The organism is Flavobacterium omnivorum (assembly GCF_900099915.1).
GTDB classification, from domain to species: domain Bacteria; phylum Bacteroidota; class Bacteroidia; order Flavobacteriales; family Flavobacteriaceae; genus Flavobacterium; species Flavobacterium omnivorum.
Genome location: NZ_FNDB01000004.1, coordinates 238815 through 254161 on the forward strand (window position 1 = coordinate 238815; position 15347 = coordinate 254161).

The 15347-nt window shown below is 33.1% G+C and carries 12 protein-coding genes; all 12 read left to right on the plus strand.

Annotated features, from left to right (window positions below):
- The first annotated feature begins 9 nt into the window (after positions 1–9).
- The 12 genes from BLS90_RS06310 to hisC all read left to right on the plus strand — a co-directional run bounded on the left by BLS90_RS06310 (position 10) and on the right by hisC (position 15324).
- On the plus strand, positions 10–222 hold the full coding sequence (locus BLS90_RS06310; protein WP_091256538.1) for a DUF4266 domain-containing protein: 213 nt from the start codon (positions 10–12) through the stop codon (positions 220–222).
- Between the two features lie 43 nt (positions 223–265).
- Positions 266–1708: a DUF3570 domain-containing protein gene (locus tag BLS90_RS06315; protein ID WP_091256541.1), complete on the plus strand. Its 1443-nt coding sequence runs from the start codon at positions 266–268 to the stop codon at positions 1706–1708.
- A 27-nt stretch (positions 1709–1735) separates the two neighbouring features.
- Entirely contained in the window at positions 1736–2398 is a 663-nt protein-coding gene (locus BLS90_RS06320; RefSeq protein WP_091256543.1) for a response regulator transcription factor, read from the plus strand.
- Between the two features lie 4 nt (positions 2399–2402).
- Entirely contained in the window at positions 2403–3791 is a 1389-nt protein-coding gene (locus BLS90_RS06325; protein WP_091256817.1) for a sensor histidine kinase, read from the plus strand.
- 192 nt (positions 3792–3983) lie between these two features.
- Entirely contained in the window at positions 3984–4373 is a 390-nt protein-coding gene (locus tag BLS90_RS16990) for a hypothetical protein (RefSeq protein ID WP_091256546.1), read from the plus strand.
- A 96-nt stretch (positions 4374–4469) separates the two neighbouring features.
- Positions 4470–8813, plus strand: a complete 4344-nt coding sequence (locus BLS90_RS06335; protein WP_091256549.1) for a CusA/CzcA family heavy metal efflux RND transporter — start codon at positions 4470–4472, stop codon at positions 8811–8813.
- Positions 8814–9941, plus strand: a complete 1128-nt coding sequence (locus BLS90_RS06340; RefSeq protein WP_091256551.1) for an efflux RND transporter periplasmic adaptor subunit — start codon at positions 8814–8816, stop codon at positions 9939–9941.
- Between the two features lie 123 nt (positions 9942–10064).
- A complete protein-coding gene (locus BLS90_RS06345; RefSeq protein ID WP_091256555.1) occupies positions 10065–11183 on the plus strand; it encodes a VIT1/CCC1 transporter family protein in 1119 nt (372 codons plus the stop codon).
- Between the two features lie 91 nt (positions 11184–11274).
- Positions 11275–11778: a hypothetical protein gene (locus BLS90_RS06350; RefSeq protein ID WP_091256557.1), complete on the plus strand. Its 504-nt coding sequence runs from the start codon at positions 11275–11277 to the stop codon at positions 11776–11778.
- A 270-nt stretch (positions 11779–12048) separates the two neighbouring features.
- Positions 12049–12906 (plus strand): ATP phosphoribosyltransferase, encoded by an 858-nt coding sequence (hisG, locus tag BLS90_RS06355; RefSeq protein WP_091256559.1) that lies wholly within the window; start codon positions 12049–12051, stop codon positions 12904–12906.
- A gap of 86 nt (positions 12907–12992) precedes the next feature.
- Complete coding sequence (hisD, locus tag BLS90_RS06360) at positions 12993–14285, plus strand: histidinol dehydrogenase (RefSeq protein WP_091256561.1); 1293 nt, start codon at positions 12993–12995, stop codon at positions 14283–14285.
- Positions 14275–15324, plus strand: coding sequence for a histidinol-phosphate transaminase (gene hisC / locus BLS90_RS06365; protein ID WP_091256563.1), 1050 nt, complete (start codon positions 14275–14277; stop codon positions 15322–15324). The genes hisD and hisC overlap by 11 nt, the downstream gene beginning before the upstream one ends.
- Positions 15325–15347 lie beyond the last annotated feature (23 nt).

Here is a 15347-nt window from a genome sequence, read left to right on the forward strand (position 1 = left end):
ACAGTGAAGATGATAAAGAAAATAGCCTTTGTGTTTTTTACAGCATTGATTTTACAATCCTGCAGCTCCGTGAAAGAATATGAGAAGGAAAATATTAACGATCCTGATATGAAACTATCAGCACGAACGGCGGAACGTTATGAGACTTCTTTTCAAGTGTATCGGGAAGCTGCTGCCGGAGCCAATGGAGGAAAATCTGGTGGAGGTTGCGGATGCAACTGATTAAAACTATGAATTTAGATCCTAAATTTCAATCCTTCAAAAAATGAAAATAAAAATTTTATCTTTTTTTTTCCTACTGACTACCGCTGCTTTTGCACAAGATAAAGAGCCCGTATTCAAAAAAAGAGTGCTAGAAAGTACGGAAGTTGACTTTTTAGCCAGTTACTACGATCAAAATGGTTCAAGATCAGCTGTTTCAGGCGGTATAGGATCTGAAAAACTTACAGATGTAGCCTCAAATATTGTGGTGGCAATGCCATTAAATGATGATGATGTTTTGACTATTGATTTGGGAATATCAGCCTATTCATCAGCTTCTTCCAGTAATATTAATCCATTTAATTCCACTGGTGCTTCTGGCGGAGGAGGTGGTGACGATGATAGAATTGCTGGCGGTCAAAAAGCTGCGGCTACGGGACCTACCGGAACACCATGGCAAGCTTCCTCCGGTGCTTCAAAAAGTGACCAGCTAGTTTCTGTTGTTGCAAATTACAGTCATAGCAGCGATTCCAGGAATTTTATTTGGAATACAGATGTTTCTTTCTCCAATGAATACGATTACACTTCTGTTGGGTTTGGAGGAGGAATTGCAGGTCTTTTTAATGAAAAAAATACAGAATTAAGCTTGAAAGTAAATGCATATTTAGATCAATGGAGACCAATTTATCCAACGGAATTGCATGAATATTCTAAATATGGTTCTAATTTTTTAAACCAAGGCTATTTTAATGGGGTAACGGTTTTAGATCAAAATGGACAATCTACAACCAATTATTTGCCATCAGCATTTCAAAAGATAAATGCAGTAAATAGGAACTCTTTCTCAGCATCCGTAGGGTTTTCTCAGGTTTTATCTAAAAAATTACAAGTTTCCATATTCTTTGATGTATTGCAGCAGCAAGGATTATTGTCTTCCCCATATCACCGAATCTATTTTGCCGACAAAGCTAATTTTTATATTGGACAAGCACAATACATTAATAATTATGAAAGTACAAGCAATGCTGGAGTCTATAAATTAGCAGACGATATCGAAAGATTACCAGATTCTCGTTTCAAACTACCTATTGGAGCCCGTTTAAATTATTATATTAACGAACGTTTCTTGTTAAGAACGTATTATCGTTTTTACTCAGATAATTGGGACATTCGGTCTCATACCGCTACTATTGAACTTCCGGTGAAATTATCAGACAAGTTTACTGTTTTTCCAATGTATCGGTACTATACACAAATAGCTTCTAAATATTACGCACCGTACGAAACACATTTATCCACAGAAAAATTTTATACTTCTGATGCGGATTTAGCCACATTTGATGCTAATCAATACGGTTTTGGTATCAACTATACGGATATTTTTACAGCCTCGAAAGTATGGAAATTTGGTTTGAAAAACATTGATTTTAGATTCAATCACTATGAACGAAGTGATAATCTTAAGGCTAATATTGCTACAATTGGTTTCAAGTTTGTAATGCAATAAAGCTTAAATTTACAAAAAAAGTATAAAATGCACATATTAATTGTAGAGGATGAAGCGGGCATTGTTCAATTTATTCAGCAAGGGTTAGAAGAAGAAGGATATAAGATTACTAGTGCTTCTGATGGCTTAATGGGTTTTCAGTTAACTCAAAAAGAGAATTTTGATCTTATTCTGCTGGATTGGATGCTTCCAAAAATGACTGGTTTAGAATTGTGTAAAGCCATTCGATTGAAAAACAACAGTACTCCAATTATATTTTTGACTGCTAAAGATACGATTCAAGAAACTATTGAAGGACTCAAAGCAGGCGCTAACGATTATATAAAGAAACCGTTTAGTTTTGATGAATTAGTGGAACGGATTAAAATTCATTTTAGAAACCATAAAGAAAACGAAATTCTGACTCTTGGTGCTATTGAAATCGATACCGTCAAACATCAGGTTTTGATCAATAAAAACGAAGTAGCACTAACACAACGTGAATTTGAACTCCTAAGTTATTTAGTAACAAACAAAGGAAAAGTATGCACTAGAACTCAAATTATTGAAGATGTTTGGGACATCCATTTTGAGTATGACACTGGTGTTATCGATGTTTTTATAAATGCCATACGCAAAAAATTAAACTTAAAAATAGAAGAAGATTATATAAAAACCGTCCGCGGTGTAGGTTATATTGCTAATGACTAAAAAAATGCTACAACTTTCCTTTAAAAATCGAATTGCTTCACATTATATTATAACTACTGCATTATTAATTTTTGTAGTTTTTTTTATTATCTATTCTATTGTTAGGTTTAGTGTTTACAGCCATGTAAATACTGATATTAACATTGAAGTGGAAAAACATCTTACTGAAATTGAAGTTGTGGGTACTAGTTTTCATTTGATTCATGAAGAGGAGTGGAAGGAACGGGAGCACAATACACTTGATGTAAATCCAGTATTTATTCAATTTATTGATAAAAAAGGAGTTGTGATTGAAAAATCTCCCAATCTCAAAAAACAAACCTTGACCTATTTTTCTAAAAAAATTGATAATGAGGTTTTTGACACAAAATTAGAAACAAACACTATTCGTCAAATTCAGGTCCCCATTTATCAAAAGACCAAGGTAATTGGTTATATACTTATAGCGATGTCACTGGAAGACGCCTCATTAGTGCTTAACAATTTATCTGAAGTGCTTATTATTGTATATCCTTTAATTTTAATTTTGCTGTTCTTCATTGCTCGATTTATTGCTGGAAGAAGTATCAAACCCATTAGTGCTATTATTAAAACTTCCAATGTTATTACCAAAGACAATTTGACTTCTAGAATTCCGATGCCCCAAAATAGAGATGAACTTTTTGTTTTGTCTCAAACAATCAATAATTTATTAGACCGTATTGAAACCGCCGTTGAAAGGGAGAAACAATTTACTTCCGATGCATCTCATGAACTAAGAACTCCTTTAACCGTTATAAAAGGTACTTTGGAGGTTTTAACACGAAAACCAAGAGATGCTGCTGAATACCAAGAAAAGATTAATTTTTGTGTAAAAGAAGTGAATCGGTTGAATCACTTAGTAGATCAGCTTCTCCTATTGGCGCGATTTGAAAACCAAAAGCAAACCTTAAAAATTGAAAAGGTATACTTGAATGCTTTAATACTCGATACGCTAACACTGTATTCCGGTAAAATAAATAATAAAAAAATCAATGTAAAATATTCGTTTTTAAAAGATTACTTTATAGAATCCGATAATTATTTAGTAGTAACTATAATTAGTAATATTGTTTCTAACGCAATAAAGTATTCTTCTGAAAATGGAGAAATCTCAATCTTGCTTTCGGAAGAAAACAATAAAATTATTTGTTCAATATCTGATAAAGGAATAGGAATTGCCAAAGAAGATTTAGACAAAATTTTTAATCCATTTTATCGCTCCAGTCCAACAAATAATCCTGAAATTAAGGGCTATGGTTTGGGATTATCAATAGTAAAAAGAATTACACAATTGCTTAATATTGGATTTGAAATACATAGTGAACTCAGTAAAGGGAGTACTTTTATTTTATATTTAATTAGGATACCTTAAGGAATTCTTAAGGTAATCTTCCAGATTATGCTTTACATTTATACTTTTTAACGGCATTTAAACAATGTCAATTTTAAAATAAGTTATTTGCTGATTAATCTTCTTTAAAACAAGGTTTTTATTTAACCATAACTGAAGTTTAGTTTAGTATTCAACTTAAAATAAAATCTAAAAAGTACTTATATTTGTTTCGTGAAATTTTTTAAAAACATAATAGCCCTAATTATTTGTCTACAACTAACAGCTCCTTTTTTTGTTAAGGTTAGTTTACGGTTACCTATTTTATTTTCACATTTTATTCAACACACTCATAATCAAAAAGGTGCTACTCTCATCCATTTTTTGACAGGTCATTATTTAGACAAACATCATAATGAGCAGCAGGATGACCATGGAGATTTACCTTTTCATAGCCATTCGAATTTTTCGTTTAATCAAAATTTAGCAATAAATTTAGAAATAAAATTATTCAAATTTATTTCTAACTACTATTTTAAAGAACCACAAAAAACTGCTTTTTTGCAAAACTATTTTTCTTCAAATGTTCTACTATCTATTTGGAGACCACCAGAGTATTATTAATTATTTTAGTGCTTTTTACAATTCATCTTTGTTTATACATTGATGACGGTTATTAGTACTAAATATTTTTATAAAAATAATTAATAATTATAAATTATGCTGAATAAAATAATTGAATTTTCGATTAAAAATAAACTTATCGTTGGTCTTTTTATTGTTGCTCTCATCGGATATGGGAGTTATCAATTTACCAAATTACCAATTGATGCCGTTCCAGATATTACGAATAATCAGGTACAAGTAATTACTTCAGCACCATCACTGGGTGCAACCGATATTGAACGTCTGATTACTTTTCCAATTGAACAAGCCAACAGCAATATTGCTGGACTGAAAGAAATTCGTAGTTTTTCTCGTTTTGGTTTATCAGTGGTTACCATTGTTTTTAATGATGCAATTGATGTCTATTGGGCCAGACAACAAGTAACCGAACGATTAAGTGCTGTAAAAGACCAAATACCCACCGGCATTGGAAATCCAGTTCTTGCACCGGTCACAACAGGACTCGGTGAAATCTATCAATATGCCGTTCGAACAAAACCTGGTTATGAAAAAAAATATGATATAACGGAGTTAAGAACCATTCAGGATTGGATTGTTCGCCGTCAATTATTAAGTGTTGAAGGAGTTGCAGAAGTAAGTAGTTTTGGTGGAAAACTGAAGCAATTTGAAATTGCTATTGACCCAAATAAATTGCAATCCTATAATATTACGATTACAGATGTTTTTACTGCTTTAGAAAAAAACAATCAAAATACAGGCGGTGCTTATATCGAAAAAGGCCCTAAAGTATTATACATCCGAAGCGAAGGATTAATTAATACTATAGAAAATATAAAAGATATTTCTATAAAAAATACTAATAGCGGAAGTCCTTTATTTATTCGTGATGTGGCAGATGTTCGAATAGGGAGTGCAATTCGTTATGGAGCAATGACTTTTAATAAAAAAGGAGTTCAATCCGGCGAAGTTTCTGGTGCTGTAGTGATGATGCTAAAAGGCGCTAACAGCAATGTGGTTATAAAAAAAATTAAAGAGCGTATAGAGCAAATACAAAAAACGCTGCCTGAAGGTGTTATTGTAGAACCATTTTTAGATCGCACAAAAATGGTTAATAGTTCTATTTCAACAGTAGAAAAAAACTTATTAGAAGGGGCACTAATAGTACTTTTTGTTCTTATTTTCTTTTTGGGAAACATACGAGCTGGATTAATTGTAGCATCAGTTATTCCAATGGCGATGCTGATAGCAGTCATATTGATGAATTTATTTGGCGTTAGCGGAAATTTAATGAGTTTGGGAGCTTTAGATTTTGGATTAATTGTTGATGGAGCCGTTATTATTGTCGAAGCTTGTTTGTTTAGTTTACACAAGAGGAAAACTGCTCAAATTTCACAACAAGAAATGGATAATACTGTATTAAAAACGTCAATAAAAATGCGTAATGTATCTGTTTTTGGGGAGTTAATTATACTAATTGTTTATATCCCTATTTTTACTTTGCGAGGTATTGAAGGGAAAATGTTTTTACCAATGGCACAAACCATTTCATTTGCTCTGTTTGGTGCTTTTATACTTTCGTTGACTTATGTTCCCATGATGACTGCTTTATTTTTGAATAAAAACATATCTCACAAAAAAACATTTTCGGATAGAATGATGGAAAAATTAGAAAATTTCTATCAACCACTTTTAACTAAGGCATTGGGAATTCCTCGAACCATTATTGCGATAACTTTGGGGTTATTTGTTTTGGCATTGATTACACTTTCGTTTATGGGTGGTGAATTTATGCCCTCATTAGAAGAAGGTGACTTTGCAGTAGAAACCAGAGTTTTACCGGGAAGTAATCTTCAAACTTCAATGACGGCGATTTCACAAGGTGCAAAAATACTAATAGAAAAATTCCCTGAAGTGGAAAAAATTGTTGGTAAAACAGGGAGCAGCGAAGTACCAACTGATCCAATGCCTATTGATGCCAGTGATATGATGATTATTTTAAAGGACAAAAGCGAATGGACTTCTGCTGCAACTTTTGATGAATTATCAGCAAAAATGGCTAAGGAATTGGAGGCTGTTCCAGGGGTTTCCTTTGGTTTTCAATATCCGGTACAAATGCGTTTTAATGAATTAATGACAGGCGCAAGGCAAGATGTAGTGTGTAAAATATTTGGAGAAAATTTAGACACATTGGCGTTATATGCCAATAAATTAGGTAAAATTGTAAATACCGTCGAAGGAACTTCCGATCTTTATGTAGAAACAGTTACTGGAATGCCACAAGTGGTAATTGATTATAATAGAGCCTCCATTGCACAATACGGATTGAATATTCAGGATATCAATCGAATAGTAAACACTGCCTTTGCAGGACAGAGCGCGGGGGTCGTTTACGAAGGCGAAAAAAGATTTGATTTAGTAGTTCGTTTAACAGGCGAAAAACGTCAGGATCTGGCAGATGTTCAAAACTTATTAATTCCAACGTCAACTGGTTTGCAAATTCCTTTATCTCAATTGGCAAAAGTTGAAATTACTGAAGGTCCAAATCAGATACAAAGAGAAGACGCCAAACGAAGAATTGTAGTTGGTTTTAATGTTCGAGGCCGAGATGTACAAAGTATTGTAAAAGAATTGCAAGGTAAAGTCGAAGCCCAAATTAAATTTCCTACAGGTTATTATCCTACGTATGGAGGTGCTTTTGAAAACTTAAACGAAGCCAAAAATCGATTGATGATTGCTGTTCCGATTTCATTACTATTAATATTTATTTTACTCTATTTTGCATTCAATTCAGTAAAACAAGGACTATTGATTTATTCCGCTATTCCACTTTCGGCAATTGGAGGTATTTTCTTTTTAGCGTTGCGGGGAATGCCGTTTAGTATCAGTGCCGGAGTTGGTTTTATAGCCCTATTTGGTGTAGCAGTTCTGAATGGATTAGTATTAATTGCAGAATTTAATAGCATTCGAAAATCAGGCGAAACCGATTTGAAAGCTATTGTTTTAAAAGGAACTAGAATACGTTTACGACCCGTTTTAATGACTGCATTTGTAGCATCATTAGGATTTTTACCCATGGCATTAAGCAACGGTTCCGGAGCCGAAGTACAGAAGCCATTAGCAACTGTGGTGATTGGAGGATTATTGGTTGCCACATTCTTAACCTTATTTATTTTACCAATTTTGTATATCATGTTTGAAAAAGGAATTAAATTAAAATTAAAAAAAAGGAATTCAATTACAACAATCATAGTATTGGGACTGTTTTTTTCTTTTCAAAATACAGTTGCCCAAGAAAAAATTTCTATTGAAAAAGCCATTGAAACCGCATTGCAGAATAATATAAAAATAAAAAACGGAAAACTAAATTCTGAATATTTACAAAAAATGACCAAGACGGGATATGACATCTCAAATACAGGTGTTTTGGGGGAGTACGGTCAGTTTAACAGTAATAGTAGCGATGTAAAAATTGGTATTTCACAAAGTATAAAATTCCCTACGGTTTACAAAAGACAAAAACAACTTTTATTAGAAGCTGCTAAAATGGGCGAATGGAACGAAGCCTTGCAAAGAAAGGAATTGACCAGACAGGTAACAATCGTATTTTACGAAATGATGTATCTAAAAGAAAAGGAAAAGCTGTTACTAAAAAGCGATAGTATTTATTCTGAATTTTTACGAAAATCAGTACTGCGTTTTGACAAAGGAGAAAGCAATATATTAGAAAAAGCAACTGCCGAAAATCAATCAGGACAAATAAAAATACAACTTCAGGAGTTACAAAGTGATTATAAAACAGTACAATTACAATTCAAATATTTGCTTAATGTCGATAATGAATTTGTACCATTTACAGATTTATACAAATTGGATTTTAATGAAACATTAAATGAAAATACAATTGCTAACCAACCAAGTGTAAAATTATTTGAGCAAGCAGCAAGCAGTAACAAAGCGGAAATTTCACTTGAAAAATCTAAAAAATTACCCGAATTAATAGGCGGCCTTTATTGGCAGACATTCAACACTAATACTGCGTTTCAAGATGAATATAATGGCGTTTACGGACAATTTGGAGTGGCAATTCCGCTTTTCAATTCCGCTGTAAGAAACCGACAAAAAGCATTAGAAATCAATAGTCAAATTGCAGAAAATAATTTGAATAATGAAAAATTAAGATTGCAAAGTCAATTTAAGGAATTAATACAAGAATCGAAAAAATACAAAGAAACTATTGCCTATTACGAAAGTCAAGCGCTGAAAAATGTCGATTTAGTAACTAAAGCCGCCAATGATAAGTTTATCAATGGTGATATCAATTATCTGGAATGGGTAATGCTTATTAATCAAAGTACAGAAATTCAAAGTAATTATATTGAAGCTGTTCGGAAATTGAATGAAACAATTCTTAAATTAGGAAATTTAATATCAAAATAAATGAAAAACACAGTGATTACTTTAATAGGTTTATTTTTTCTTTACTCGTGTGGTAATAAAAAAACAGAGATCGTTCCAGAAGCTACTCCAGCTTTTAAAAACACAACAACACTTACCGATGCACAAATAAAAAATGCAGGTATTGAAATGGGTAAAATCGAGCAAAAAGAAATCTCATCAATATTAAAATTAAATGGAAAAATAGATGTGCCCCCTCAAAATTTAGTGTCCATTAGTGTTCCAATGGGAGGATATTTGAAATACACCAAACTTTTAGAAGGAATGCATGTTACTAAAGGACAAGTTTTATGCGTTGTTGAAGATCAACAATACATTCAATTGCAGGAAGATTACCTTTTAGCAAAAGCAAAAATTGGGTATGCAAAAGCTGAGTTTGAACGTCAAAAAGAACTCAACCAAAGTAAAGCCAGTAGCGATAAAGTATATCAGCAATCACAAGCCGAATATAATTCGCTTGCTGTAATGGTACAATCGTATGGTGAAAAATTAAAATTCGCAGGGATAAATCCGAATAATGTTTCTACAAAGAACATTTCAAAAAGCATCAATATTTATTCGCCAATAAGCGGCTATGTGTCCAAAGTGAATGTTAATACAGGAAAATATGTAGCTCCTAGCGACATTTTATTCGAGATTGTAAATCCTTCTGATATTCATTTGGCACTAACCGTATTCGAAAAAGACATTAACAAAATGGCAATTGGTCAGTCAGTTATAGCGTTTAATAATACTAATCCAGAAAAAAAATATCACTGCGAAATTATTTTAATAGGAAAAGATTTTTCCGAAGACCGAAGTACAGAAATGCATTGCCATTTTGCTAAATACGATAAAACACTATTGCCGGGAATGTACATGAATGCCGAAATACAGTTAAAAAGCCAGCAATCCAATGTTTTGCCATCAGAGGCTATTGTAAATTATGAAAACAAAAATTATATCTTTATAGAAAAGGGAAAGAAACTCTTTGAAATGAAAGAAGTAACAACCGGAACATCAGAAAATGAATATGTAGAAATTGTTTCCAATGAAAATTTAAAAGACGTAAATATTGTTATAAAAGGGTCTTATTCGCTTTTGATGAAAATGAAAAATTTAGAGGAATAAAAGGTTAGATTTATGATCAAAATGGAATAGTTTTTAAAATTAAAATTTTTAAATTAGTGGAATGAATACTACAAAAAATATTGATACACAAAATTATTAATTTAGAAAAGTAAATAAGAAAAGATGGACTTAAATAAACTAAAAGATCAATTGCAAACGGAAGTTGATACCGCCTTTTTATACGATAGTATTGCTGCAATTCAGTCTGATGATGCATTAACAAGAGTGTTGCGTAGCCTTAGCGAAATTGAAAAAGGTCATGCGAAACACATGCATGATAAAGTTTTAACAGTCGAACCAGCGTATAAAATGCCTCCGCCTTCTTCTAGAGCCAAGTTTCAATTAAAACTAGGTAAAATATTTGGTTACACCTCCATCATAAGCAGTCTTTCAAATATAGAGAAGCAGTTTGCAGTAAATTCAATTAAAAATAAAATTAAAAATGGAGAAAAGCCAACGGGCTTTGAGCACAATCATCTCAATATCATCGAAGCCGTAAACAATAATGCCGCACTCAATGTTTCCGGTGGCTTGCTGTCTAAATTTGAAAGCCGTCATAAATCAGTGGGTGGAAATGCATTGCGCGCATCTGTTTTAGGCTCTAATGATGGCCTAGTTTCTAATATGAGTTTGGTCATGGGAGTAGCTGGGGCAGCAGTTTCAAACAATACGATATTGTTAACAGGTATTGCCGGGCTTTTAGCTGGTGCTATTTCGATGGCCTTAGGCGAATGGCTTTCTGTGCAAAGTTCGAGAGAATTAAACCAACGCCAAATTGATTTGGAAACCGAAGAATTAGAAGCTTCACCAGAAGAAGAAAAAAAAGAATTAGTTTTACTGTATCAAGCCAAAGGAATGAATGCTATCGAAGCACAAAAATTAGCAGATAAAGCTTTTGAGAATCCTCAAACGGCAATTGACGCTATTATAACGGAAGAGTTAGGTATCGACAAAAATGAGTTAGGTGGATCAGCTTGGGAAGCAGCAACAGCTTCTTTTGTTCTTTTCGCCATTGGAGCCATAATTCCTTTGTATCCTTTTATGTTTTTAGATGGAAAAAATGCAATATTATTAAGCGTAGGAAGCAGTGTTATCGGACTATTTGGTATTGGAGCAGCTATCACATTATTGACCGGAAAAAGTATTTTGTTCTCCGGATTTAGACAAGTTGGCTTTGGTTTGGGCGCTGCCGCAATAACTTACGGTATTGGCTCTCTGATTGGCGTTTCATTAGCAGGATAAACTAGCAATTACCGGTCTCTAATGCTTAGCGAGAAAAAAAATAGATTAGAATTATATAGTTTGAATATTAAAAACTTAAATAAATTAGGATATGAATGACGCTCATTTACATTTGGTGGTAAACCATTTTCCGATTATCGGAACCATTTTTGGATTTGGAATTTTAGTAGTTGGATTACTTCTAAAAAACAATTCTGTTAAAAACACAGCCTATGTTTTATTTATAATTGCAGCTGTTTTTGGTTTTTTAAGTATAACAACTGGTGAAGGTGCAGAAGAAATGGTAGAAGACTTTCCTGGAATCGGCAAAGCTATAATTCATGAACATGAAGAAGTAGCAGAGAAATTAGCATTAGTCTTGTACGCACTAGCCCTTACTTCTGTTTTTGGGATTTATACTAATTTAAAAAATAAAACCAAAGCCAATGTAGTTTCCTATATCGCTTTAGGTATTGCTTTGATTGCCGTTTATTTTGCGCAGCAAACAGGAACGACAGGAGGAGAAATTCGTCACACAGAAATTAGAAATGACAGCGCCGTTTCTCCTATTGGGAATAAAGATGCTTTTATTGAAAAGGAAAAAGATAAGGACTAAAATTAATTTAACAAAAATATAAGCTTAAGTTAAAATAAAAATTGCTTTGTAAATGTTTTATAGACTATATTTGCACAAGTATAAAACTGAATATAAAAATGTTTACAAATCAATTGCATCATCATCATTTCCATTATTGCTCTCAAGCGATGTGTTAATGATATGGATGTAAATCATCATATTCTAAAAACCCGTTTGAGTACATCAAGCGGGTTTTTTATTTCCCAATGTTTGTACTCAATCATAATATTTTAAATAAAAAAAAACAAAATGAGTACATTAAAAATTGCAATTCAAAAATCAGGACGTTTAAACGAAGATAGCATTCAAATTCTTAAAGATGCGGGTATTTCAATCGACAATGGTATAGACCAATTAAAAGCCGAAGCATCAAATTTCCCTTTAGAGGTTCTATATTTAAGAAATTCAGACATTCCTCAATACCTAATTGACGGAGTTGTAGATATTGCCATAGTTGGGGATAATCTGCTAGTGGAGAAGGGAAATGATATTGAAGTAATACAAAAATTAGGTTTTTCAAAATGTAAAGTATCTGTTGCCGTACCTAAAGCATTTGATTACAAATCGGTTCAGGATCTAAACGGAATGCGTATTGCCACTTCTTATCCTAAAACAGTACTTGATTTTTTCAATTCAAAAGGAGTTACAGTCGATATTCACCAAATCTCAGGTTCGGTAGAAATAGCCCCAAATATAGGTTTAGCAGATGCGATAGTTGATATTGTGTCTAGCGGAAGTACTTTATTTAAAAATAATCTTAAAGAAGTGGAAGTTATTTTTAAAAGTGAAGCAGTTTTAGCGGTTTCACCAAAAGTAACACCAGAATCTCAAAAAATAATTGATACTTTAAAATTCAGAATCGAATCTGTTTTAAGAGCAAGGAAATCAAAATATATTTTGATGAACGTTCCTAATGACAAAATTGAAGCAGTAGGTAAAATTCTGCCAGTACTGCGCAGTTTAACAGTATTGCCATTAGCACAAGAAGGATGGAGTAGTGTACACTCTGTAATCGATAAAGATACTTTTTGGGATGTGATCGATCAATTAAAAGAAGCAGGAGCCGAAGGAATTTTAGTTTGTCCTATCGAGAAAATGGTACTGTAAGAATTTTAAATTATTAGTTATGAATTATGAGTTTTAAAACCGAATAATTCAATTTTTGAATCATTTAATCTTTGAATACAATTAAAATGAATAAAATATACAATCCAAAACCAGAAACGTGGTCCGCTATCTTAGAACGGCCAACCAAAACTGTAGATGATATTGAAGCTACGGTAAAAGAAATCTTCAAAGAAGTTCAGAAAAAAGGGGATGAGGCAGTAGCCAAATATACGTCGCTTTTTGATGGCGCTTCCGTTGCAAATATTGAAGTTTCTAAAGCGGAGATTGAGGCTGCTATCGCTACTGTTTCAGATGAGTTAAAAGAGGCGATTGCGCTTGCAAAAGCCAATATCACTAAATTTCACACTGCTCAAAAAACAGATCGAATAGAAGTGGAAACAATCGAAGGTGTGAATTGTTGGCAAGAGAAAAGACCGATTCAAAAAGTAGGATTGTATATTCCGGGAGGAACAGCACCTCTATTTTCAACCGTATTGATGCTTGCTGTTCCAGCGGATATTGCAGGTTGTAACGAAATTGTATTGTGCTCGCCACCGGATAAAAACGGAAATATAAATCCGGCAATCTTGTTTGCCGCAAATTTATGTGGAGTAACTAAAATTTTAAAAGTAGGTGGTATTCAAGCTATTGCTGGGATGACATTTGGAACAGAAACAATTCCAAAAGTATATAAAATTTTTGGACCAGGAAATCAATTTGTAACAGTTGCAAAACAATTAGCCACACAATTTGGTGTAGCTATTGATATGCCCGCGGGTCCATCTGAGTTATTAATTGTAGCTGATGATACTGCAGTTCCTGCTTTTGTGGCTTCGGATCTATTGTCACAAGCAGAACACGGAGCAGACAGTCAGGTAATTTTAGTTTCAACGTCCAAGAAATTAATGGATGCGGTGGAAACGGAAGTTCAAATCCAAATCGAGGCTTTACCGAGAAAAGCCATCGCCGAAAAAGCAATTGCTAATTCTAAATTAATTTTTGTTGAAAACGATAAAATAGCACTGGATTTAATCAACGAATACGGACCAGAACACTTTATAATCTGTTCTGAATTTGATGATTTTTATAGCAATGGTGTGTGCAATGCAGGATCTGTTTTCATTGGAAATTTCACTCCAGAAAGTGCGGGTGATTATGCTTCAGGAACCAATCACACCTTACCAACTAATGGATACGCTAAAAATTACAGTGGTGTCAATCTAGATAGTTTTACAAAAACAATGACTTTCCAAAAAATATCTGAAAAAGGTATACAAAACATTGGCAATGCAATCGAAATTATGGCTGATGCCGAAGGGTTGCAAGCGCACAAAAATGCAGTTACATTACGATTAAAAGCACTGGAAAATGGGAAATAGTTTTGATATCAATAATTTGGTTCGAGAGAACGTAAAAACAATGAAGCCGTATTCCTCTGCTCGCGATGAATTTGAGGATTTTGATACTGCTGATATGATTTTTTTGGATGCCAATGAAAACCCGTTTGAAAATGGTGTGAATAGGTATCCTGACCCACTACAAATGAGTGTAAAAGAGGTTTTGGCAAAACAAAGAAATGTCAAAACGAATCAAATTTTATTGGGGAATGGAAGTGACGAAGTATTAGATTTATTATTCAGAGCTTTTTGTGAACCAAAAACAGATAATGTAATCACTTTGCCACCAACGTACGGAATGTATGGCGTTTTGGCGAATATTAATGCCGTAGAAAACAAAGAAATTTTACTTTCAGAAGACTTTCAACCGCAAATTGAGAAAATCATGGAGGCTGTTGATGAAAAGACTAAAATCATCTTTTTATGTTCTCCAAATAACCCAACCGGGAATTCATTCTCGGATGAAAGTGTTGCGTATCTTTTGCAAAATTTCAAAGGTTTGGTTGTAATTGACGAAGCATACATTGACTTTTCCAAGAAAGACAGTTGGATCAATGAATTAGATGAGTATCCAAATCTTGTCATTACTCAAACACTATCAAAGGCGTATGGTTTAGCAGGTATTAGACTGGGTATTTGCTATGCATCTGCGGAAGTAATTTCGGTTTTAAATAAAATAAAACCACCGTATAATGTAAATGAATTGACTCAAAAAAGAGCTTTGGATCGACTGGATAAACCTGAAAAAATAAAATCTGAAATCGAATCTATTATAACACAAAGGTCAGTGTTACTTAAAGTATTACTTGATGTAGATTTTGTCGAAAAAATTTATCCAACCGAAGCCAATTTTATTTTGGTAAAAGTAGATAATGCCAATAAAAGATACGCAGAGTTGATTGCAAAAGGAATTGTAATCAGAAATAGAACAACCCAACCGCTATGCAATAATTGTTTGCGTTTTACTGTTGGAACAGAACAAGAAAACATGAAATTAATTGAGGTGTTAAAACAACTTTAAACCTTAAACTTTAAACTTTTTTT